The sequence below is a fragment of the Kosakonia pseudosacchari genome (assembly GCF_900184035.1).
GTDB classification, from domain to species: Bacteria; Pseudomonadota; Gammaproteobacteria; order Enterobacterales; family Enterobacteriaceae; genus Kosakonia; species Kosakonia pseudosacchari.
This window is the reverse complement of sequence record NZ_FXWP01000019.1, coordinates 112,425-132,395: the sequence shown is the minus strand read 5'-3', so window position 1 is coordinate 132,395 and position 19,971 is coordinate 112,425. Positions and strand designations below refer to the sequence as shown.

The window sequence follows — 19,971 nt, the reverse complement described above, 5'->3', positions numbered from 1 at the left end:
AACAAAATGTTACACCGATGTATCATTGCAATAACATAATCTTAATGATTGTAGGGGCATAAAAAAGCCACCAGATTTAGGTGGCTTTTTCCAGCGGCTCAGGCGTACAAAATGGCCTGCACTCGCCAGTGGTCAACGTGTTGATCTTCCTGCATTCGCACAATGCGATACCAGGAGGCTCCCTGTTCATCTGCTTTTAACGCGATAACCCGCTCCACGTCCTGTAGGCTCCCTGAGACATTATTGACGGAGATAAGACCGATTTCGTTTAATCCCGTCACGCAGTCAGCGCTGGCGAACTCTGCAGGCTGCGCTGTTGTATTTAGCAAACCGGTAGAAAGCAACAGTGAGTTTAAGGCAAGAGATCGTTTCATAGTCAGCTCCATTTTACGTTACCCCGATTGTTTGCAGGGCTTCCTTTCGCGCAACGGATTCGAAAAATCCTATTGTGCACAGGAGAACATCAATGGACGCAAAGCAATGTAAATGTCCTGAAAATCAACGCCTCGCTACTGCTTGTACAGCAGGGCGCGTCCGAACCAACGACCGGGAATTATGGTGTCATCCATCATGATGATGACGTAATAATCGGCGCTGGCAGCCACGGCTTTGGCTTTGATTGCGTCTTCCACGTCCATGGGAGAACCCAGTACCGTTACGCTAACGGCGCCAATCTCGCGGAGATCCTGCGTTTGATTACGGCGGATTTCCTGCGGATGGTCGCTAACCGGCGGTGCAGATTGCGGCTTACCTTCCAGCACTGCGCAGCCGCTTAACAGCAAGGCGAACAGTATGCACAGTAAAGCACGCATGGTTTTCTCATCTCTCCTGATTGCCATAGTGTAGTTCCTGGTGAATTTCCGTTTGGGGGAATGTTCCCGAAATGTTATCCCGAGCACTAATTTCGAATGAAAGTGTTTTGAAAGCGTAATCTATCTCGCAATGTCATCAGATGCTCATGCGAAATCTGACTTGCACCACGCTGTCGCCAGTGGCATACCAGCACTATAGATCAAGGAGGGAGTAATGATTGAGCTTCAGGTTGAACATTTTGCGGGTGTCGAAACATTGCATGCCTTCCCGGCGGGAAAACGCGGCGAACCGCTGCCTTGTATCGTGTTTTATCACGGATTCACCTCATCAAAGCTGGTCTACAGCTATTTCGCTGTGGCGCTGGCGCAAGCTGGTTTTCGCGTGGTGATGCCAGACGCGCCCGATCATGGTGCGCGTTTTAGTGGCGATGTTGAGCGGCGTTTGCACCAGTTCTGGCAAATTCTGAGAGGCAATATTGAAGAGTTCGCCGCGCTGCGCGGCGCGCTGGCGCGCCTTGAATTGATTGATAACCAGCGGCTGGCGGTCGGCGGTGCGTCGATGGGGGGAATGGCTGCACTGGGCGTCATGACGCATCACCCGGAAGTGCGCTGCGTCGCAAGCCTGATGGGTTCCGGTTATTTCACCTCGCTTGCCCGCACGCTTTTCCCGCCGCTCGCGGTGACGACGCCGGAACAGCAGCGTGAATTCGACGCCATTATTGCTCCGCTCTCACGGTGGGATGTCAGTACGCAACTGTCGCGCATCGCCGATCGCCCGCTGCTGTTGTGGCACGGCGAGCAGGATGATGTGGTGCCAGCGGCGGAATCATTCCGTTTACAGCAAGCGTTGCAGGAACAGGGGCTGGACACCCATCTCACTTACCAGTGGGAAGCCGGGGTAAAGCACCGCATTACCCCGCACGCGCTGAGTGCGACAACGGACTTTTTTAGCCGTTATCTTTAAACCGTTCGGCGCAAGCGCATAACCACCAGCGCGAGCACACAGATGATGGCTCCCGCCCAGAAGGTTGACGCCGCGCCATGGGTTTCCCACAAAACGCCGGCACCGAGGCTCGCCAGTAGCAGCGCAACACCGCTGAGTAAATTGAACATGCCAAACGCCGTGCCGCGCAGTTCCGCTGGCGCGGTATCGGCAACCATGGTCGCTAACAAGCCTTGCGTCATGCCCATGTGCACGCCCCACAGTGCGACACCGAGCAGCAGCGTGCTCCAGTGCTGGCTTAGCGCCAGCGCCATATCCGCGAGGATCAGCACCACCAGACCCAGCTGTAATAACCGGCTGTGGCTGATGCGGTCTGACAGTTTGCCAAACGGATACGCCGTCACCGCGTAGACCAGGTTCATGGCGACCATGACCAGCGGAATGGCCGCCAGCGGGATCTCCATCTGCTGGGCGCGCAGCACTAAAAATGCTTCGCTAAAGCGGGCGAGAGTAAAAACAAAACCGAGCGTCACAACCCACCAGTAAGCACGGCTTAACCGTTTGAGATTTTCACGGCGAATGGGATTGGTGCGTTTATGGGTGATGGGGGTTTTCGGTTCGTGCAGGCCAAAGAATAACAGCGCGACCGCCAGTACACCGGGGATCACCGCAATCCAGAACACGGCCTGAAAGTTGTCATTCCACAGCAGCATCAATGCGACCGCCAGCAATGGCCCGAGGAACGCGCCTATGGTGTCCAGCGACTGGCGCAACCCAAATGCCGCGCCGCGGATTTCTGCCGGGGTGACATCGGCAATCAGCGCATCGCGCGGCGCACCGCGAATGCCTTTGCCAAGCCGGTCCATCAGGCGTGCGCCAAATACCAGACTGGACGTTGAGGCCAGCGCAAACAGCGGCTTGCTTAATGCGCCCATGCCATAACCGAGCAGCGCCAGCCCTTTACGTTTGCCGATGTAGTCGCTGAACATACCGGAAAAGACTTTCACCATCAGCGCGGTGGTTTCCGCCAACCCTTCAATCAGGCCAATAATCACGACACTTGTGCCAAGCGTCGTGGCCATAAACAGGGGCAACAAGCTATGGATCATCTCCGAGGAAATATCCATCAACATACTGACGCCGCCTAATACCCAGACGCCTGCAGGTATGCGACCTAACGTTGAAAACCGCTTGAACATTGCTTTCCTCGCAACTTTCCATCACCGCAGCCAGAGCGTTATTAAACCTGCCGGGAAGGGGTTTGATAAGGGGGATAAGAAAAGAATTCTCACCGCGGTGTGCGGCCCCAATGCGGGGCCGCAAATGCAAGAGGAACTAGCCTGTAAACCGTGTGATTAGCGGTAGATAAATGCGCTGGCGTGCAGATTGCCGTTGCTTCCCGGCTCACGCGTGAGCTCTGCACGGTAATATTTGGCGCTGTGGGCGTCGGCCTCGTCATTGAGTGCCTCGTCCGCGTCATGCTCGGTGGCGAAGTTATGATTGATATAGATAACGCCTAAGCTATGTACATCATCCATGTTGCGGGCTTGCTGGTTGTTGAGTTTAATTGCCGCTGCGGCATTGGCGCTAAGCAGCAAGGTTGTTAATAATATTGCGATGTATTTCATGATGTTATGCTCCGATAAAACGTCGTTTTTTAGTTTTTGAACATCTCTCCTCCTTATGTTTGAGGCCTGTGTAAAGTTTACGCGTTAGCCCAAAAAGGTATCGCGACCATTTCTGATGCTGTCGTTCAAAAAATTGCCGTAATGCGTTGTGCTTAATTTTAATTCGCCAGGCGCGCTTCTCTTTGCGCTTAGTGCGAATTATTTGTGCAATTGCCTTGAGTTTGACAGGGGACATCAGTATTATGACGCGTCAATTTTTCAGCCGACCTTTAACACGTTCCTTGCCTCCCCGGGATTCGGCTGACCCAGACAGGAGGCTGAATAATCCGTAAGGAGCAATTCGATGCGTCATTACGAAATCGTTTTTATGGTCCATCCTGACCAGAGCGAACAGGTTCCGGGCATGATCGAACGTTACACTGGTGCAATCACTGCAGCAGAAGGTACGATCCACCGTCTGGAAGACTGGGGCCGCCGTCAGCTGGCTTACCCGATCAACAAACTGCACAAAGCCCACTACGTTCTGATGAACGTTGAAGCTCCGCAGGAAGTGATCGATGAGCTGGAAACAAACTTCCGCTTCAACGATGCCGTTATTCGCAGCATGGTTATGCGTACTAAACACGCTGTTACCGAAGCATCTCCGATGGTTAAAGCGAAAGACGAGCGCCGTGAGCGTCGCGATGATTTCGCTAACGAAACCGCAGATGATGCAGATGCTGGGGATTCTGAAGAGTAATTACTGATGGCCAACCGCCTGGTGTTGTCCGGCACAGTGTGCAGGGCGCCGCTTCGTAAGGTCAGCCCGTCAGGAATTCCTCACTGCCAGTTCGTGCTTGAGCACCGTTCTGTGCAGGAGGAAGCCGGTTTCCACCGGCAGGCGTGGTGCCAAATGCCTGTGATAATCAGCGGGCAGGAGAACCAGGCCATTACTCACAGTATAACGGTCGGCAGCGCAGTAACTGTTCAGGGGTTCATTAGTTGCCACAAGGCAAAGAACGGCTTGAGCAAAATGGTTCTGCATGCCGAGCAGATTGAATTGATAGATTCTGGAGACTAGCCAAATGGCACGTTATTTCCGTCGTCGCAAGTTCTGCCGTTTCACCGCGGAAGGCGTTCAAGAGATCGACTATAAAGATATCGCTACGCTGAAAAACTACATCACCGAAAGCGGTAAGATTGTCCCGAGCCGTATCACCGGTACCCGTGCAAAATATCAGCGCCAGCTGGCACGCGCTATCAAACGCGCTCGCTACCTGTCCCTGCTGCCGTACACTGATCGTCATCAGTAATCGGTCACGGTCCATTAATACGACTTTGAGAGGATAAGGTAATGCAAGTTATTCTGCTTGATAAAGTAGCAAACCTGGGTAGCCTGGGTGATCAGGTTAACGTTAAAGCGGGCTACGCTCGTAACTTCCTGGTACCGCAGGGTAAAGCTGTTCCGGCTACCAAGAAAAACGTTGAGTATTTCGAAGCACGTCGCGCTGAACTGGAAGCCAAACTGGCTGACGTTCTGGCGGCTGCTAACGCTCGCGCTGAAAGCATCAACGCACTGGGCTCTGTTACCATCGCGTCTAAATCTGGCGACGAAGGTAAACTGTTCGGTTCCATCGGTACTCGCGACATCGCTGACGCTGTAACTGCAGCTGGCGTGAAAGTTGCGAAGAGCGAAGTTCGCCTGCCGAACGGCGTTCTGCGTACTGTTGGTGAGCACGAAGTGGACTTCCAGGTTCACAGCGAAGTATTCGCTAAACTGACTGTAAACGTTGTTGCTGAGTAATTCGTTACTCACAGCAATGCCCCTGAGTCGTTCGGGCTTGCAGGAAGGCGGCAAGTGAGTGAATCACCAGGAGCTTAGATAACTAAGTGACTGGGGTGAGCGAACGCGGCCAACGCATCTGCAACGCGAAATACGACGGGGAATAAAACGCCGGCCTTGTGCCGGCGTTTTGCTTTTCAGCACCACCAGAAATGGTCATTGTTCCTTGCAGAATCGTGATTTCTTATGCATCCTCGGATAATAATTGAAACGCAATTTTATCTTTGAGATTTGTCATGGAAACCGCTCTGCCCGCATCCGTTTTTGCCCGCCGAAATGTGGCTTACGCTTGCGCCACGCTCTGTTGTCTGCTCTGGGGTAGCTCTTACCCGGCCATTAAAAACGGCTACGAACTCTTTCACATCGCCCCCGATGACATCCCGTCAAAAGTGGTCTTTGCCGGTTATCGTTTCCTGTTTGCGGGCGTGTTGCTGCTGCTGTTCGCGATGGCGCAGCGTAAACCGATCGGCAGACTATCGGCGACACAGTTTGGGCAACTGACGGTGCTTGGGTTAACGCAAACGACCCTGCAATACACTTTCTTCTATATTGGTCTGGCGTATACCACCGGCGTAAACGGGTCGATCATGAACGCGACCGGCACCTTCTTCAGCGTGCTGTTGGCGCACTTTATCTATCAAAACGACAAACTCAGCTACAACAAAAGCCTAGGCTGTATTTTGGGTTTTGCCGGTGTCATGCTAGTGAACTTTCACAGCGGTATGCGGGATTTTGTTTTTGTCTGGAACGGCGACGGTTTCATTGTGCTGGCGGCGTTTATCCTCTCTGCCGCCACGCTGTATGGCAAACGTATTTCCCAGACGGTCGATCCGACGGTGATGACCGGCTGGCAGCTGGCTATCGGCGGCGTCGCGCTGCTGATTGGCGGCTATTTGTCGGGCGGAACGCTGGCAGTGCATAGCATCAGCGCAGTGGCAATCCTTGGCTATCTTACGCTTTTGTCGTCGGTGGCGTTCGCCCTGTGGAGCATGCTGCTGAAAGTGAACCGCGTCAGTATGATCGCGCCGTTCAATTTCGTGATACCGGTTGCCGGTTCGGTGCTCTCCGCCATTTTCCTTGGTGAAAATATTCTCGAAATCAAATACGCGGTCGCACTGGTGCTGGTCTGCTCAGGAATTTGGTGGGTCAACAAACGAGCCGGGTAACGTATACCCGGCAGAGTAGATTAACGCGCGCGGATAAAGCTGCCGTCCGGCTGACGGGTAAACAGCACCGGCTGGCCGCCGGTTTCGATGGTCAGCCCGGTCACTACGCCGTTGGCGTTCTGGCGAATTTTCACCATCTGGCCGCTTTGCAGGGTGCTCAGCGGTTTACCGTCGCCTTCCACTTTGGCCATCGCATAAACATCGGTTGGCGGCAGATTGTGATCGCGGAACAGTTGCGCCAGCGTTTTCCCCTCTTCAACACGGTAAGCGCGCCACTGTTGCTCGATGCCGCTGGAAGAGGGCAACGTGTTCTGCGTTATATGCTGGCGCGGTTGCTGCTGCTCTATGGTTTGCTGCTGTTGCATGGACTCTTCCGCGCTCGGCGCGGTCTGCTGCGGCTCACTCACTACCTGCGGCGGTGTGGGTTCCGTTGTGGAAGGTTGCGGCTGTGAAGAGGCAGGAAGATTGAGTTGCGCTTCGCGAGCGCCGGAAGGCGCGGTGGCGCGGTTGCTGTCGTCAGTTGACGGTAACAGAAAACCGATAACCACCAGCAAAGCCGCGAGGATCAGGCCGCGACGGTGCAATGGCGGGAGCGGGTCCATCAGGCGAAAATGGTCCGGGGCTTGCCAGATTTTCACCAGGGTAGGTTTCAGTTCAAATCGCCCGGGCATGGCTTTCCTCCTGCTCCGCGTCATGTAATGTCCTGTCTCGTTGAGTATATACACTTTATTCCGCAACCGCGGCGTGCGCCGTTTTTAACTGCCTGAAAGTCGACAAAAAGCTGCATTTTGTGACCGCAATTCGGGATAAATCTTACTTGCTGTATTCTTTCCCTTTCCCTGCGATTTGTCATCTTTCCTGCGACAAAGTTTTACCCGGTGCAGCGCGGCTGTTATGCTGCGCGCTACCTTAAAAAGCGATGAAAGGAAAACCCATGACAACCCCAACTTTTGACACGATCGAAGCGCAAGCCAGCTACGGCATTGGTTTGCAGGTAGGACAGCAGCTGAGCGAATCCGGGTTAGAGGGGCTGTTACCGGAAGCGCTGGTCGCAGGTATCGCAGATGCACTGGAAGGCAAACAACCCGCTGTTCCGGTCGACGTTGTCCACCGCGCGCTGCGTGAAATCCACGAGCGTGCCGACGCTGTGCGTCGTTCCCGTTTCGAAGAGATGGCGGCAGAAGGCGTGAAATATCTGGAAGAGAACCGCGAGCGTGAAGGCGTGAACAGCACCGAATCCGGTCTGCAATTCCGCGTTATCACCCAGGGCGAAGGCGCTATCCCGGCGCGTACTGACCGTGTGCGTGTGCACTACACCGGTAAACTAATTGATGGCAGCGTGTTCGACAGCTCCGTTGCGCGCGGCGAACCGGCTGAATTCCCGGTTAACGGCGTGATTGCTGGCTGGATCGAAGCCCTGACGCTGATGCCGGTGGGTTCCAAATGGGAACTGACCATTCCGCACAACCTCGCGTACGGCGAGCGCGGCGCTGGCGCGTCTATTCCGCCGTTCAGCACGCTGGTATTTGAAGTGGAACTGCTGGAAATCCTGTAATTTCCCGCATGAATGCCTCTTCCCGTCAGGGAAGGGGCGGCACCTGCTGCGCTGATCGTTTGTTAATAAAACCAATACCGACAGATTATCTTGCAAATGGCGCAATCAGGTGTATTTTTGTGAGCTATTTCGCGTTACCTGAGTGATATGCCACTCACTTTAAACAAATATTTAACATTGTTTTTAATTCCGAGTATTCATCCCGCCGATTCTTACCTAATATCTTTGCGTCCATACAAGGGCGGAACACGCAACTAAAAAAGGCCAGTAGAGCCCCAACAACACAGACAGGAATACAACATGGTAGATCAGGTTAAAGTCGTGGCCGACGAACAGGCGTCGACTGAACAGTCGCTACGGCGAAATCTCACAAACCGGCATATTCAGCTTATCGCCATTGGTGGTGCCATCGGGACCGGGCTGTTTATGGGCTCCGGGAAAACCATCAGCCTCGCCGGTCCGTCGATCATTTTTGTCTATATGATCATCGGCTTTATGCTGTTTTTCGTCATGCGCGCCATGGGTGAATTACTGCTGTCGAATCTCGAATACAAATCCTTTAGCGACTTCGCCGCCGACCTGTTAGGGCCGTGGGCGGGGTATTTTACCGGCTGGACATACTGGTTTTGCTGGGTGGTAACCGGCATGGCGGATGTTGTCGCCATCACGGCTTACGCGCAGTTCTGGTTCCCCAATCTCGCCGATTGGGTAGCGGCGCTGGCCGTTGTCGTCGTGCTGCTGAGTCTTAATCTCGCGACGGTGAAAATGTTCGGCGAGATGGAGTTCTGGTTTGCGATGATCAAAATCGTCGCCATTGTCGCGTTGATTATCGTGGGTGTGGTGATGGTGCTGATGCACTTTAAATCTCCGACCGGCGTTGAAGCCTCTTTCTCGCATCTGTGGAATGACGGCGGCTGGTTCCCGAAAGGTATCAGCGGGTTCTTTGCCGGTTTCCAGATCGCGGTGTTTGCTTTTGTGGGGATTGAACTGGTCGGTACGACCGCAGCGGAGACCAAAGATCCGGAGAAATCCCTGCCGCGCGCCATCAACTCGATTCCGGTGCGCATCATTATGTTCTACGTTTTCGCGCTGATTGTGATCATGTCGGTGACACCGTGGAGCTCCGTGGTGGCGGATAAGAGCCCGTTTGTTGAGTTGTTTGTGCTGGTGGGTATTCCGGCGGCGGCGAGCATTATCAACTTCGTGGTGCTGACGTCGGCGGCCTCTTCCGCCAACAGCGGTGTCTTCTCCACCAGCCGGATGCTGTTCGGCCTGGCGCAGGATGGCGTGGCGCCGAAAGCGTTCGCTAAGCTCTCTAAACGCGCGGTCCCGGCGAAAGGACTGACCTTCTCCTGTATCTGCCTGCTGGGCGGCGTGGTGATGCTGTACGTCAATCCGAGCGCGATTGTCGCGTTCACCATGATCACCACCGTATCGGCGATCCTGTTTATGTTCGTCTGGACGATCATCCTCTGCTCGTACCTGGTGTACCGTAAGCAGCGCCCGCAGTTGCATGAAAAATCGAACTACAAAATGCCGCTCGGCAAAGTGATGTGCTGGGTGTGCATGGCGTTCTTCGTTTTTGTACTGGTGCTGCTGACGCTGGAAGCAGATACCCGTCAGGCGCTGATTGTGACGCCGCTGTGGTTTGTGGTGCTGGGCGCGGGCTGGCTGTACGCGGGCAAAAAGCGTCTGGCTAACCGCCAGCCATAAAAAAAGAGCCGCGCGGCGGCTCTAAACTTCCATGAATCAGGGCGCTCTCGGGCGCCTTTATTTATTCGCCAGCGAGGGCACGCGGGAACAGAGTATTGTTTTCCAGGCTGATGTGTTCCATCAGATCGTCAATCAAGGTATTGATGCCGTAATACATCGCTTTCCAGGTGGTGCAGGCTTCCGGCGGCGGTGTGACGTTATTGGTAATGTGTTTGATCACTTCCAGCAGTTCGCCCGCTTCATCGTGCTCGCTCTCCATTACGCTTATCGGCCCCATCGCCTGCGAACCCATACCCTGTTTGATCATAGGGAACAGGATCTGCTCCTCTTTCATCATGTGGCTGGAAAGCTCTTCGTGCAGCATGGTCAGGTATTTGGTTAAGCCGCGCGGCACGTTCGGTTTATCGGCGTGAACGCGCTCCACTTTGGTAGCCTGCAGGATCAGTTCCGGCAGTTGTTCGCGGTGACGGTCATGGTAACGCACGATAATGTGGTCGATGATTTCCGCCAGCCCCGCCACGCGCCAGTCTTTCTCAATCGGCTGCCCGGCAAGCGTCGCCAGCTCGGCTTCGATGACGTCAATATCCAGTTCTTTGCGGGCTGCAGAACGGCCCAGCGTCTGCTTACCGCCGCAGCAGTAATCCATATCATATTTACGGAACAGTGCGGAGGCGCGGGGGATAGAGAGCGCCAGCTCACCCAGGGGTTGATCGCGGAAAGCCATAGCAGTTACCTCATGTGGAATTTATAAGTTGTATTTTAAATGCATCTTTAAGTCGATGATATACCCCTTTTGGGGCAGCGGGAATCGCTTTATTCCTTTCTTTCGCGAAAAACTGTGATATTCATCACAAAAAATCTTACAGATTTAACATGTTGAATACAGGCGTTTTTATTGGAAATTACTGGATTGCGACCTGCATCACAATTAAACAACTCCGCGTCGCTGCCGATACCAAGACTCCAGACAATATCCTGCACGCTATAAAGGCTTACAATGTTTAAAAAAATAAAAGTTATTACTTTATTAATCATGGTGTTACTTGTGCTTGGTGCCATGCAGCTGATTTCGGCTGGCGTGTTCATCAGTGCGCTTAATAACGATAAAAACAACTTCAATGTTTCCCAGGTTTCCAGCCAGAACGTTTCCGAATTTACCGATGCCTGGATCAGCCTCAACCAGGCGCGTGTGACGCTGAACCGCGGCATGCTGCGTCTGCAAAGCAGCACCGCCAGCCAGATTAATGGCGGTCAGCTTAATGAACTGGCGCAAACGGCCACCAATTTGCTGAACCAGGCGCAACAGCATTTCGAGAAATACAAAACTATTCCAGACACGCCAGGGCTGGATAAAAACCTGTCGAAAGATCTGGAAACGCAGTACGGCGTCTACCATGCCACGTTGACGGAAATGAACCGTCTGCTGCTGGCGGGCGACCTGGAGGATATGTTCCGTCAGAACGCCGAAGCGAAACAAGTTGCCATGCAGAAGAGCTATCGTGCGTGGCGCGATGCGCAGACCGTACTGGCGAGCGAAGGGATCACCCAGAACGAACAGGATTATCAGCGCATTTTGTGGATCCTCGGCACCGTGATGTTGGTGGTGCTGGTGGTGATCATTATGAGCTGGGTAGCGATGCAGCGCGTCCTGCTGAAGCCGTTACATGAAGTGATGAATCATATTCGTCACATCGCGACCGGCGATTTGACGCATGACATTGACGCCGAAGGCAAAAACGAAATGGCGCTGCTGGCGCAGAATGTGAAAGAAATGCAGCAGTCGCTGGTGAAAACCGTGAGCGTCGTTCGTGATGGCGCAGACACCATTTACACCGGCGCGGGTGAAATTTCCGCCGGCAGTAACGATCTCTCTTCACGCACTGAGCAACAGGCCGCTTCTCTGGAAGAGACCGCCGCCAGCATGGAGCAGCTCACCGCGACGGTGAAACAGAACGCCGACAACGCTCGTCAGGCAACGCAACTGGCGCTGAATGCTTCCGGTACTGCGAAGAAAGGCGGTGACGTGGTGGATGGCGTGGTGCGCACCATGGATGAGATTGCCAACAGCTCCAGCAAAATCGCGCAGATCACCAACGTGATTGACGGTATCGCCTTCCAGACCAACATCCTGGCACTGAACGCCGCCGTTGAAGCGGCGCGCGCTGGCGAACAAGGCCGTGGTTTCGCCGTGGTTGCCGGTGAAGTACGTACCCTGGCGCAGCGCAGTGCGCAGGCAGCAAAAGAGATTAAAGGGCTGATTGAAGACTCCAGTAGTCGCGTCAATGCGGGTGCCGCGCTGGTGCATGAAGCCGGGGAAACCATGGCTGAAATCGTTAGCGCGGTGACGCGCGTGACCGACATTATGGGCGAAATCTCGTCTGCTTCTGACGAGCAGAGCCGTGGTATCGATCAGGTGGGCCAGGCCGTTGCCGAGATGGATCGCGTGACCCAGCAGAACGCCTCGCTGGTGGAAGAGTCCGCCGCCGCTGCTGCGGCCCTGGAAGAACAGGCCGCACGCCTGACTGAAACCGTGGCGGTATTCAAGGTCAATCGTACGCGTAGCGCACGCCGTCCTGTGCTGGTGACGCCTGCCAGCAAACCGCAGACCAAAGCGCCGGAAAGCTTCAACGAGGCCAACTGGGAAACGTTCTGATAACGGTTGAGTCGCACTCCTGAAACCCGGCCTGTGCCGGGTTTTTTATCCCTGCATGAACACCACCTCCTATGGAGGTAGTCAGCAAGAGGTTTTGGCTTTGCCTTATTGTCTTTGGATTTAAATCGTTCAGAACAGGCAGAGACTAATTGTAGGGCTTTTAGTACGCCACTCTGGGGCGAAATCAATGCCACCTGCTAAGCAGGTGGTTTTTTTACGGCTAACTGAAAATCACAGGTGACGATGTGCGCACCGGCAAACCGATTATTTTTGGCATTCATGCTCACTGTGCGGGCAGTCGCGTTGATGGTTTTTAGCTCGCCGCCTGGGGCGAAACCAGGCGGAAACGGCTTCTTACTCTGCGCGCAGCGCGGTGACGCTGGCTCTTTCCGGTTTCGACAGCACCGCCATCAGCACGCCGCCGACCAGCAAGATAATGCCGCAGACGGTGAGCAGCGGCGGCAGGCTTTGGCGCAGCACAAAGGTATAGAGCAGCCCGGCCAGGGTTTCAAAGACAATCAACGGGCCGACAATCACCGTCGGTAAGCGCTGGCAGGCAATGTTCCAGCACAATGCGCCTACCCACGAGCAGAGCACCGCAATGGTGAACATCAGCGTAATAAACACCAGCGGACGCGGGCCGAAGGGCAGGGTGAAATCGGGTTGTTGCACACCAAGCCACAGGCATGCCGCAAGATAGCCCACTAGTGACACCGGAAGCGTGACCAGCGCTTGTGCCGTGGCCCACATCATCGGGTTTTTGTCCGGGTTTTCCCGCAGCCAGCGGGCATTGCGCAGCGCATACCAGGCCCAGCATGCGACCGAGGTGAACGCCAGCACAATACCGGAACCGTAGCGCCAGCCGCTGAAATTGGGCAGTCCGTGGCACAGTTCGGCGATATTGACGCAACCTAACCCAAGCGCAATGCAGATCAGCGCGGGAGCCAGCCGTTGCCAGGCGAGTTTGCCGTCACGCTGGCTGTAGAGCAGGTTAGCGCACACCGGGATCACCACCGGCAGCGTGGCGATAATCATCGTCGACACCGGCGCGCCCGTGCGCTGAATGGCGCTTGCCAGGCAGACGTAATAGATAAGGTTGCCCATCATCGTCAGCCATAAAGCAGTGAACCAGTCGCTGCGCGTAAGCTGGCGCAAGCGCGCGCGACCCAGCCACGCCAGCGGCAGGGCGATAATCCCCAGCGCCAGATAGCGCCCGGTGGATTGCAGCGCCGCCGGGTAATCCGGCACGATCAACGGGCCGACAAAAATAAGCCCCCACAACAGCCCGGCAAGCAGGGCATACAACACACCACTAATCATCTTTTCACCTACAGTGACATCGGCAGCGGACAGTGTAGGAGAGCAACGCGCGGGAATATTGTATGAGATTGCGCATTAACGGCGCGTGACCTGCTTTTGGTAGCGCACTGGCGTGATGCCGTAGCGGTGGGTAAACGCGCGGGTCAGGTGTGATTGATCGGTCAGGCCAGTAACGGCGGCCACATCGGCGGCGGGCATGCCCTGGGTCAGAAACGATTTGGCGCGCCACAGGCGGATCGCCATCAGCATCTGGTGCGGGGTGACATGAAAATGCGCCTTAAACTGGCGTTGAAAATGGTACGGGCTGAGCGCCGCCACTTTCGCCAGCTCGTCGAGCGTCAGGCTGTGCATATAGTTGTCATGCAGATAATCGCGAACCCGCTCAAACCGGTGCGCGCCTTCCGGGCGCTGCGGCGCATGGTGCGCCAGCGGGCGGAAGGTATCAATGAGATCCAGCAAAATCCCCTGTTGCGCCAGCGGAGCGTCGGTGTGCCACAGGCCGTGGATCTGGGTGCAGATCTGCCGGGTGCGCAGCGGATCGTGTCGCATCACATCGCTAAACCACCAGTGGCGGATCCCGGTGACCTCTTCCAGTAGGTCTGGCTCAAGATAAACCATGCGATAGCGCCAGCCGTCGGCGGTTTCCGCCTCGCCAGTGTGCAGCTCATCAGGGTTCATCGTGACTACAGAATGCGTCGGCGCGACATACTGCGTACCGCGATAACGAAAGCGTTCGGCACCGGCTTCGATAGCGCCAATGCCAAACGCTTCATGGGTGTGAGGCTCAAAGGCGTAACGCGAAATATGCGCGTGGTACAGCTCCACCCCCGGCAGTAACGCCAGGTGGCGAAAGCGCGCGCAATCTCGTTCGTCAGTAAACTGCTCAGGTACGCTTTCCACGGTCTCTCTCCACACGGATCATCCCTTCATTATTAGGGATGGTCCGGCGGGAGGCTACAAAAATTAACCACTTTGTAACCTTTACAGAATGTCGTTGACGCTCTTTTCAATCGACGTGGTCGGGCGGCCAATTAATTTGCTCAGCGTTTTGCTGTCGTCAAACAGCCCGCCTTTTGCCGCGCCCGCGTCGGAATCGGCCAGCAGATTGGCAAACGCCTCCGGCAGACCCGCCCCTTTCAGCGCGGCGGCGAAGTCGGCTTCGCTCAGGTTCTGGTAGACCACGTTTTTACCACTGGCTTTGCTGAGCAGCGCGGCCAGTTCAGTGAGTGTCCAGCCGTTGTCACCGGCCAGTTCATAGACTTTGCCCGCATGTCCCTCTTCGCTTATCACGCGCGCAGCGGCAGCAGCGTAATCGGCGCGGGTAGCGGAGGCGATTTTGCCGTCACCGGCAGCGCCAATAAAGACCCCGTGCGCCAGTGCTGCTGGCGCGCTTGCCAGGTAGTTTTCGCTGTACCAGCCGTTACGCAGCAAGGCATAAGGAATGCCGGAATCGGCGAGCATTTTCTCGGTTTCAACATGTTCAACATGCAGACCAAGCGGGGATTTATCGGCGTGCAGCAGGCTGGTGTAAGCAATGAATTTCACCCCGGCGGTTTTGGCGGCGTTAATCACATTGCGGTGTTGCGCGGCGCGCTGACCCACTTCGCTGCTGGAAATCAGCAACAGCTTATCAACGCCCGCCAGCGCCTGCGTTAGCGCGGCCTGGTCGCCATAATCAGCCTGGCGTACCAGCACGCCTTGCTTACTGAGCGCTTCGGCTTTCGCCGGGTTACGAACGATGGCGACAATCTCTTTTGCCGCCACGGTTTTCAGCAGTTCTTCTACCACAAACTGGCCCAGTTGGCCGGTCGCGCCGGTGAGTGCGATCATGAGTATTCTCCTTCGGTGTTCGGTGAGTGTTGTGGTACGCTAACACCTTAACTAACTTTTAGTAAGTACGTACAAAAAGGTAAGTATGAAAACCGACACCCAACCACAAACGCTGAGTGAACTGGTGCGCAATGGCAACCTGTTCGCCGAGCAGTGTCCCTCGCGGGAGGTTTTGAAACACGTCACCAGCCGCTGGGGCGTGCTGATCCTGGTGGCGCTACGCGATGGCACTCACCGCTTTAGCGATTTACGCCGCAAAATGGGCGGCGTCAGTGAAAAGATGCTGGCGCAGAGCCTGCAATGGCTGGAGCAGGATGGTTTTATTAACCGCGTGTCGTATCCCGTTGTTCCGCCGCATGTTGAATATAGTCTGACTCCGCTGGGTGAGCAGGTCAGCGAGAAAGTTGCCGCGCTTGCCGACTGGATAGAACTGAATGTTCCGCGGGTACTGGCCTTCCGCGATGAACGGGAAGGCCAGCAGGCGTTGGCGGGATAATTACTTGTTTAACTGAACGTTATAGATAGCAAAGCCGATCTCGTCGTTGGCGACTTTCGCCATCGGGTAGCGGGCTTTCTCTTTGATAAACGCGGCGGCTTTGTCCGTGGGCGCGGTTTCAAAACGAATATCCAGTTTCGTGTCGCTGTCGATCGGCGCCAGTTGCCAGTTGTTATCGGCGGCAGGGTGAATTTCACCCGCGCGCTGGGTTTCATCGCTGATCCATTTCGCCAGCACGGCACGGTTTTCATCCGGCGAGGCAAAGGCAATATGGCTGTCGCCCGTACCGGCAAACTTGCCGCCGTAGGCGCGATAGTTATTGGTGGCAACAAGGAACACTGCGTTCGGATCAATCGGCTTGCCGTTAAAGGTCAGATTTTTAATGCGTTCCGCCTGCGGGTTAACGCTCTGGCATTCGCCGTCATAGCGCGCTGGCTGCGTGACATCAATCTGGTAGTTCACACCATCAATCACATCGAAGTTATAGGTGCGGAAGCCATCCCAGTTGATCAGGCTTTGCGGCTTGTCGCTGTGAGGATCGATCTGGTTAAACTGACCGGCGGAGCACTCCAGCCACTCTTTTACCTCTTTGCCGGTCGCTTTCACCACCACCAGCGTGTTCGGGTAGAGATACAAATCGGCGGCATTGCGGAAGGTTAACTGGCCTTTTTCCACTTCGACATAACTGGCGGGATCGTTTTTACGACCGCCCACTTTAAACGGCGCGGCAGCGGAGAGCACCGGCAGTTTTGCCAGATCCGGATCGCCCTGAATAAAGTGTTCGACGTAGGCTTTCTGCGCGTTGTTGACCACCTGTACGGTCGGATCGTCCTGCACCAGCGCCAGATAGCTGTACATGTTGTCGGCGGATTTACCGATCGGTTTACCAACAAAGTCGCGGGTGGCGTCGTGATCGTGCTTGAGGATCTGCACCAGCTTGCTGTCCTCGCCAACGAGGGCTTTTTTCGCCGCCGCGTCATAAATCGGGCGCGCTTCAGCTTTCGATTCGCGCACCTGCCATTTGCCGGAATCATTGTTCAGCACCAGATCGACCACGCCAAGATGATCGCCCCACATGCCTGGCATCACGGCAGGAATACCGTTCAGCGTTCCTTTCTTGATATCCGCGCCTTTTATCGCAGCGAAATCTTTACCCGGGAACACCGCATGGGCGTGACCGAACAGGATCGCGTCAACGCCTGGTACTTCGCTAAGGTAATAAACGGAGTTTTCCGCCATCGCCTGGTACGGCTCCGCCGACAGCCCGGAGTGTGCGACAACGACCACTAGATCCGCCCCTTTGGCGCGCATTTCCGGCACATATTTACGCGCGGTTTCGGTAATGTCGTTCACCGTCACTTTGCCGCTCAGGTTGGCTTTATCCCAGACCATGATTTGCGGCGGCACAAAGCCGATGTAACCGATGCGCAGCGTGTGGGTTTTGCCTTCGCTGTCAGTGACCGGCGTCTCTTTGATTAAGTAAGGCGTGAACAGCGGTTTTTTGCTTTTCGCGTCGATGATATTGGCGTTCACATACGGGAATTTCGCGCCAGCCAGCGCCTTGTGCAGGTAATCCAGACCGTAGTTGAATTCGTGGTTGCCCAGATTGCCGACGGCGTAATCAAGGGTGTTCATTGCTTTATAAACCGGGTGAACTTCCCCGGCTTTCAGCCCTTTCGCCGCCATGTAATCGCCCAACGGGCTGCCCTGGATTAAGTCGCCGTTATCCACCAGCACGCTGTTTTTGACTTCATTTCGCGCGGCCTTAATCAGGCTGGCGGTACGCACCAGGCCAAATTTTTCCGTCGCCGTGTCTTTGTAGTAATCAAAATCCATCATGTTGCTATGCAAATCAGTGGTTTCCAGAATACGTAAATCCACCGTTGCCGCCTGCACGCTGGCCGCAATCAGCGTGGCCAGAAGCGTTGCACTAAACTTAATCATCAGAGGCATCCTTTTTCGATCTAAGCCACAAAAGAAAGTGTTATGTACATTTTGTTGCTTACAGAATTGTGAATACTGCCATAAAAGCGCGCAAAGAAAACGCAATCGCTATCACAGATGGCAGATTCCGTCGCAATACGATATAAGTAAAACAATGAGTTACAAACCACTGAACAGAAGAGGTGGAAAATGTTAGATGCAATTTGCCAGCTCGCGCGCGAAGCGGGCGATGCCATTATGCAGGTCTACGATGGGCATAAGCCGATGGAAGTCACCAGCAAAGTGGATGACTCACCGGTGACGGCCGCCGATATTGCCGCCCACGGGGTAATTGTGCGCGGCTTACAGGCGTTGACGCCGGACATTCCGGTGCTGTCGGAAGAAGATCCACCCACCTGGGAGGTTCGCCAGACATGGGGGCGTTACTGGCTGGTGGACCCGCTGGACGGCACCAAAGAGTTCATCAAACGCAACGGCGAGTTTACCGTCAATATCGCCTTGATTGAGAACGGAAAACCGGTGCTCGGCGTGGTTTACGCGCCGGTACTGAAAGTGATGTATTCCGCCGCAGAAGGGAAGGCGTGGAAAGATGAAGCGGGGCATCATCAGCAGATTCAGGTACGCGATGCGCGCCCGCCGCTGGTGGTGGTGAGCCGTTCACACGCCGATGATGAGCTAAAAGAGTATTTACAGCATCTTGGCGAACACCAGACCACGGCGATTGGTTCCTCGCTGAAATTTTGTCTCGTGGCGGAAGGTAAAGCGCAGCTTTACCCGCGCTTTGGACCCACCAACGTCTGGGACACCGCGGCAGGCCATGCGGTGGCGGTCGCTGCCGGGGCGCATGTCCACGACTGGCAGGGGCGCACACTGGATTACACCCCGCGTGAATCCTTCCTCAACCCCGGCTTTCGGGTTTCGCTCTACTGATTAAGCAGCTTGTGCAGCAGGTCGATGACTTGCTGCACCTCTTGCGGGCTCAGACCACCATCTTTTGCGTACTGTACGCGCCCCTCTTTATCCAGCACTACAATCGCCGAGCTCTCTTCGTCCAGTTTCCAGGCTTTGCGCGTCACGCCTTCGCTATCCACAATGAATTGTGACCACGGATAGAGTTTCTTATTGCTTTCGATACTGCTGCGCACAAACATCGCGCTGCCAGGAATGGCGTCATCGGTGTTAACGATGGTGGTGGTTTGGTATTTATCGTGCGGCAGTTTTGCGGATTTGATCGCTTCAATCAGCGCCGCATTCTTCTCTTTTGCCGAGGTTCGACCGGCAATATGCTGCACCACTCGCACTTTGCCTGGAAGTTGAGCGCTATTCCATTTTTTATAGCTAAACTTGTCGTTATCCAGAATCAACTCCCCTCTGTCGGCTATGCTCACAGGCGGCACGCGTTGGTTGTTCTCAAAATTATGGGCTGAAGCAACCAACGGCAGTAACAGGCATGTCGCTGCCAGGATGTTACGTAGGGTCATGGCGTTTCCTTATTATCTCTTGTGTTTGTGCAGGTGATCCGACCACTTGGGCTCGCGTTTTAATCATAAATGCGATCAATGCGTTTTTCCCGCAATCTGGATGCCAGTTTGCGGGCGAACGCACATAACCGTGAAAAAATGTGGGCTTATACTGCGTAGAGTAAGGTGTTGAAAAGAATATTCTGAATAATTGTCATCAAAAGGTAAATAAAGTTATTCACGCTATGTATAGGTTAGGTTCTGAACTATAGTCATTGAGCATTAAAATTTGCGCTCATCTACGTTGGTCCGATTGTGGAACCGCAAGAGCGTAATGTTTCACAGGAGATACAAGAATGAAAATTTTCCAACGTTACAACCCACTTCAGGTGGCTAAGTACGTAAAAATCCTGTTTCGTGGACGGTTGTATATCAAGGACGTTGGCGCTTTCGAGTTCGATAAGGGCAAGATCCTGATCCCGAAAGTGAAAGACAAACAGCATCTGTCTGTTATGTCTGAAGTTAACCGTCAGGTGCTGCGTTTGCAGACCGAGATGGCTTAACAGCTGTGCTATGCAGTAGTTTAAGTACTATAAAAAAACGGCCCCAAAGGGGCCGTTGACATTTCT

At 54.6% G+C, this 19,971-nt stretch carries 23 protein-coding genes; 12 read left to right on the top strand and 11 right to left on the bottom strand.

What is annotated here, in order from left to right; translation table 11 throughout:
• Positions 1-98: 98 nt before the first annotated feature.
• Both yjfN and bsmA read right to left on the bottom strand, forming a co-directional pair.
• On the bottom strand, positions 99-386 hold the full coding sequence (gene yjfN, locus BN2591_RS16175) for a DUF1471 family protease activator YjfN (RefSeq protein ID WP_086872983.1): 288 nt from the start codon (positions 384-386) through the stop codon (positions 99-101).
• A gap of 123 nt (positions 387-509) precedes the next feature.
• On the bottom strand, positions 510-839 hold the full coding sequence (gene bsmA / locus BN2591_RS16170; protein ID WP_086872982.1) for a biofilm peroxide resistance protein BsmA: 330 nt from the start codon (positions 837-839) through the stop codon (positions 510-512).
• Between the two features lie 187 nt (positions 840-1,026).
• Here bsmA and yjfP point away from each other — a divergent pair, with 187 nt between their 5' ends.
• Positions 1,027-1,776, top strand: coding sequence for an esterase (gene yjfP / locus BN2591_RS16165; RefSeq protein WP_086872981.1), 750 nt, complete (start codon positions 1,027-1,029; stop codon positions 1,774-1,776).
• Here the strand turns inward: yjfP and BN2591_RS16160 are convergent.
• Both BN2591_RS16160 and yjfY read right to left on the bottom strand, forming a co-directional pair.
• Positions 1,773-2,954: an MFS transporter gene (locus tag BN2591_RS16160; protein ID WP_086872980.1), complete on the bottom strand. Its 1,182-nt coding sequence runs from the start codon at positions 2,952-2,954 to the stop codon at positions 1,773-1,775. The genes yjfP and BN2591_RS16160 overlap by 4 nt on opposite strands.
• Positions 2,955-3,110: 156 nt before the next feature.
• Positions 3,111-3,383, bottom strand: coding sequence for a DUF1471 family protein YjfY (gene yjfY, locus BN2591_RS16155; protein WP_086872979.1), 273 nt, complete (start codon positions 3,381-3,383; stop codon positions 3,111-3,113).
• A gap of 343 nt (positions 3,384-3,726) precedes the next feature.
• Here yjfY and rpsF point away from each other — a divergent pair, with 343 nt between their 5' ends.
• The 5 genes from rpsF (at position 3,727) to BN2591_RS16130 (ending at position 6,371) form a co-directional block, all read left to right on the top strand.
• Positions 3,727-4,122: a 30S ribosomal protein S6 gene (gene rpsF / locus BN2591_RS16150; RefSeq protein WP_020456251.1), complete on the top strand. Its 396-nt coding sequence runs from the start codon at positions 3,727-3,729 to the stop codon at positions 4,120-4,122.
• A 6-nt stretch (positions 4,123-4,128) separates the two neighbouring features.
• Positions 4,129-4,443, top strand: a complete 315-nt coding sequence (gene priB / locus BN2591_RS16145; protein WP_017459147.1) for a primosomal replication protein N — start codon at positions 4,129-4,131, stop codon at positions 4,441-4,443.
• A gap of 4 nt (positions 4,444-4,447) precedes the next feature.
• Positions 4,448-4,675 carry a 30S ribosomal protein S18 gene (gene rpsR / locus BN2591_RS16140; RefSeq protein ID WP_000135199.1) on the top strand — a complete coding sequence of 76 codons (228 nt, stop codon included), beginning with the start codon at positions 4,448-4,450 and terminating at the stop codon, positions 4,673-4,675.
• A 41-nt stretch (positions 4,676-4,716) separates the two neighbouring features.
• Positions 4,717-5,166, top strand: coding sequence for a 50S ribosomal protein L9 (gene rplI / locus BN2591_RS16135; RefSeq protein ID WP_017459146.1), 450 nt, complete (start codon positions 4,717-4,719; stop codon positions 5,164-5,166).
• 275 nt (positions 5,167-5,441) lie between these two features.
• A complete protein-coding gene (locus tag BN2591_RS16130) occupies positions 5,442-6,371 on the top strand; it encodes a DMT family transporter (protein ID WP_086872978.1) in 930 nt (309 codons plus the stop codon).
• Positions 6,372-6,391: 20 nt separating this feature from the next.
• Here BN2591_RS16130 and BN2591_RS16125 read toward each other — a convergent pair whose 3' ends face one another.
• Positions 6,392-7,042: a LysM-like peptidoglycan-binding domain-containing protein gene (locus BN2591_RS16125; RefSeq protein WP_086872977.1), complete on the bottom strand. Its 651-nt coding sequence runs from the start codon at positions 7,040-7,042 to the stop codon at positions 6,392-6,394.
• Between the two features lie 263 nt (positions 7,043-7,305).
• Between BN2591_RS16125 and bamJ the strand changes: the two genes are divergently transcribed.
• Entirely contained in the window at positions 7,306-7,926 is a 621-nt protein-coding gene (bamJ, locus tag BN2591_RS16120; protein ID WP_020456255.1) for a BamJ family beta-barrel-assembly machinery protein, read from the top strand.
• Between the two features lie 300 nt (positions 7,927-8,226).
• Positions 8,227-9,639 (top strand): D-serine/D-alanine/glycine transporter, encoded by a 1,413-nt coding sequence (gene cycA, locus BN2591_RS16115; protein ID WP_086872975.1) that lies wholly within the window; start codon positions 8,227-8,229, stop codon positions 9,637-9,639.
• A gap of 61 nt (positions 9,640-9,700) precedes the next feature.
• Here the strand turns inward: cycA and ytfE are convergent, their stop codons facing one another.
• A complete protein-coding gene (ytfE, locus tag BN2591_RS16110; protein ID WP_086872974.1) occupies positions 9,701-10,363 on the bottom strand; it encodes an iron-sulfur cluster repair protein YtfE in 663 nt (220 codons plus the stop codon).
• A gap of 273 nt (positions 10,364-10,636) precedes the next feature.
• On the opposite strand from ytfE, the gene BN2591_RS16105 reads away from it, so the two are divergent.
• A complete protein-coding gene (locus tag BN2591_RS16105) occupies positions 10,637-12,292 on the top strand; it encodes a methyl-accepting chemotaxis protein (RefSeq protein ID WP_086872973.1) in 1,656 nt (551 codons plus the stop codon).
• Positions 12,293-12,646: 354 nt separating this feature from the next.
• Here BN2591_RS16105 and BN2591_RS16100 read toward each other — a convergent pair whose 3' ends face one another.
• The 3 genes from BN2591_RS16100 to BN2591_RS16090 form a co-directional block, all read right to left on the bottom strand.
• Positions 12,647-13,612 carry a DMT family transporter gene (locus BN2591_RS16100; RefSeq protein ID WP_086872972.1) on the bottom strand — a complete coding sequence of 322 codons (966 nt, stop codon included), beginning with the start codon at positions 13,610-13,612 and terminating at the stop codon, positions 12,647-12,649.
• Positions 13,613-13,687: 75 nt separating this feature from the next.
• The gene (locus tag BN2591_RS16095; protein ID WP_086872971.1) at positions 13,688-14,512 is read right to left on the bottom strand and encodes an AraC family transcriptional regulator; all 825 of its coding nucleotides are present in this window, start codon (positions 14,510-14,512) and stop codon (positions 13,688-13,690) included.
• A gap of 81 nt (positions 14,513-14,593) precedes the next feature.
• Positions 14,594-15,442, bottom strand: coding sequence for an SDR family oxidoreductase (locus BN2591_RS16090; RefSeq protein WP_086872970.1), 849 nt, complete (start codon positions 15,440-15,442; stop codon positions 14,594-14,596).
• A gap of 85 nt (positions 15,443-15,527) precedes the next feature.
• On the opposite strand from BN2591_RS16090, the gene BN2591_RS16085 reads away from it, so the two are divergent.
• Positions 15,528-15,938, top strand: coding sequence for a winged helix-turn-helix transcriptional regulator (locus BN2591_RS16085; protein WP_086872969.1), 411 nt, complete (start codon positions 15,528-15,530; stop codon positions 15,936-15,938).
• Here BN2591_RS16085 and BN2591_RS16080 read toward each other — a convergent pair whose 3' ends face one another.
• Positions 15,939-17,882: a bifunctional 2',3'-cyclic-nucleotide 2'-phosphodiesterase/3'-nucleotidase gene (locus tag BN2591_RS16080; protein ID WP_086872968.1), complete on the bottom strand. Its 1,944-nt coding sequence runs from the start codon at positions 17,880-17,882 to the stop codon at positions 15,939-15,941. It lies immediately after the preceding gene.
• A gap of 189 nt (positions 17,883-18,071) precedes the next feature.
• Between BN2591_RS16080 and cysQ the strand changes: the two genes are divergently transcribed.
• The gene (gene cysQ, locus BN2591_RS16075) at positions 18,072-18,812 is read left to right on the top strand and encodes a 3'(2'),5'-bisphosphate nucleotidase CysQ (RefSeq protein ID WP_086872967.1); all 741 of its coding nucleotides are present in this window, start codon (positions 18,072-18,074) and stop codon (positions 18,810-18,812) included.
• Here cysQ and BN2591_RS16070 read toward each other — a convergent pair.
• A complete protein-coding gene (locus BN2591_RS16070; RefSeq protein ID WP_086872966.1) occupies positions 18,806-19,363 on the bottom strand; it encodes a YtfJ family protein in 558 nt (185 codons plus the stop codon). The two genes, cysQ and BN2591_RS16070, sit on opposite strands and share 7 nt — an antisense overlap.
• 335 nt (positions 19,364-19,698) lie before the next feature.
• On the opposite strand from BN2591_RS16070, the gene BN2591_RS16065 reads away from it, so the two are divergent.
• Positions 19,699-19,905 (top strand): DUF1107 domain-containing protein, encoded by a 207-nt coding sequence (locus tag BN2591_RS16065; protein WP_004857160.1) that lies wholly within the window; start codon positions 19,699-19,701, stop codon positions 19,903-19,905.
• Positions 19,906-19,971: the final 66 nt, after the last annotated feature.

Excerpts from the sequence above, each read along its gene's own strand:
- yjfP (WP_086872981.1), top strand. The coding sequence starts at position 1,027 with ATGATTGAGCTTCAGGTTGAACATTTTGCGGGTGTCGAAACATTGCAT.
- cycA (WP_086872975.1), top strand. The coding sequence starts at position 8,227 with ATGGTAGATCAGGTTAAAGTCGTGGCCGACGAACAGGCGTCGACTGAA.
- BN2591_RS16080 (WP_086872968.1), bottom strand. The coding sequence starts at position 17,882 with ATGATTAAGTTTAGTGCAACGCTTCTGGCCACGCTGATTGCGGCCAGC.
- rplI (WP_017459146.1), top strand. The coding sequence starts at position 4,717 with ATGCAAGTTATTCTGCTTGATAAAGTAGCAAACCTGGGTAGCCTGGGT.
- BN2591_RS16125 (WP_086872977.1), bottom strand. The coding sequence starts at position 7,042 with ATGCCCGGGCGATTTGAACTGAAACCTACCCTGGTGAAAATCTGGCAA.
- cysQ (WP_086872967.1), top strand. The coding sequence starts at position 18,072 with ATGTTAGATGCAATTTGCCAGCTCGCGCGCGAAGCGGGCGATGCCATT.
- BN2591_RS16090 (WP_086872970.1), bottom strand. The coding sequence starts at position 15,442 with ATGATCGCACTCACCGGCGCGACCGGCCAACTGGGCCAGTTTGTGGTA.
- BN2591_RS16070 (WP_086872966.1), bottom strand. The coding sequence starts at position 19,363 with ATGACCCTACGTAACATCCTGGCAGCGACATGCCTGTTACTGCCGTTG.
- ytfE (WP_086872974.1), bottom strand. The coding sequence starts at position 10,363 with ATGGCTTTCCGCGATCAACCCCTGGGTGAGCTGGCGCTCTCTATCCCC.
- BN2591_RS16105 (WP_086872973.1), top strand. The coding sequence starts at position 10,637 with ATGTTTAAAAAAATAAAAGTTATTACTTTATTAATCATGGTGTTACTT.
- BN2591_RS16100 (WP_086872972.1), bottom strand. The coding sequence starts at position 13,612 with ATGATTAGTGGTGTGTTGTATGCCCTGCTTGCCGGGCTGTTGTGGGGG.
- bsmA (WP_086872982.1), bottom strand. The coding sequence starts at position 839 with ATGGCAATCAGGAGAGATGAGAAAACCATGCGTGCTTTACTGTGCATA.
- priB (WP_017459147.1), top strand. The coding sequence starts at position 4,129 with ATGGCCAACCGCCTGGTGTTGTCCGGCACAGTGTGCAGGGCGCCGCTT.
- BN2591_RS16085 (WP_086872969.1), top strand. The coding sequence starts at position 15,528 with ATGAAAACCGACACCCAACCACAAACGCTGAGTGAACTGGTGCGCAAT.
- BN2591_RS16130 (WP_086872978.1), top strand. The coding sequence starts at position 5,442 with ATGGAAACCGCTCTGCCCGCATCCGTTTTTGCCCGCCGAAATGTGGCT.
- yjfN (WP_086872983.1), bottom strand. The coding sequence starts at position 386 with ATGGAGCTGACTATGAAACGATCTCTTGCCTTAAACTCACTGTTGCTT.
- rpsR (WP_000135199.1), top strand. The coding sequence starts at position 4,448 with ATGGCACGTTATTTCCGTCGTCGCAAGTTCTGCCGTTTCACCGCGGAA.
- bamJ (WP_020456255.1), top strand. The coding sequence starts at position 7,306 with ATGACAACCCCAACTTTTGACACGATCGAAGCGCAAGCCAGCTACGGC.
- yjfY (WP_086872979.1), bottom strand. The coding sequence starts at position 3,383 with ATGAAATACATCGCAATATTATTAACAACCTTGCTGCTTAGCGCCAAT.
- BN2591_RS16065 (WP_004857160.1), top strand. The coding sequence starts at position 19,699 with ATGAAAATTTTCCAACGTTACAACCCACTTCAGGTGGCTAAGTACGTA.
- rpsF (WP_020456251.1), top strand. The coding sequence starts at position 3,727 with ATGCGTCATTACGAAATCGTTTTTATGGTCCATCCTGACCAGAGCGAA.
- BN2591_RS16160 (WP_086872980.1), bottom strand. The coding sequence starts at position 2,954 with ATGTTCAAGCGGTTTTCAACGTTAGGTCGCATACCTGCAGGCGTCTGG.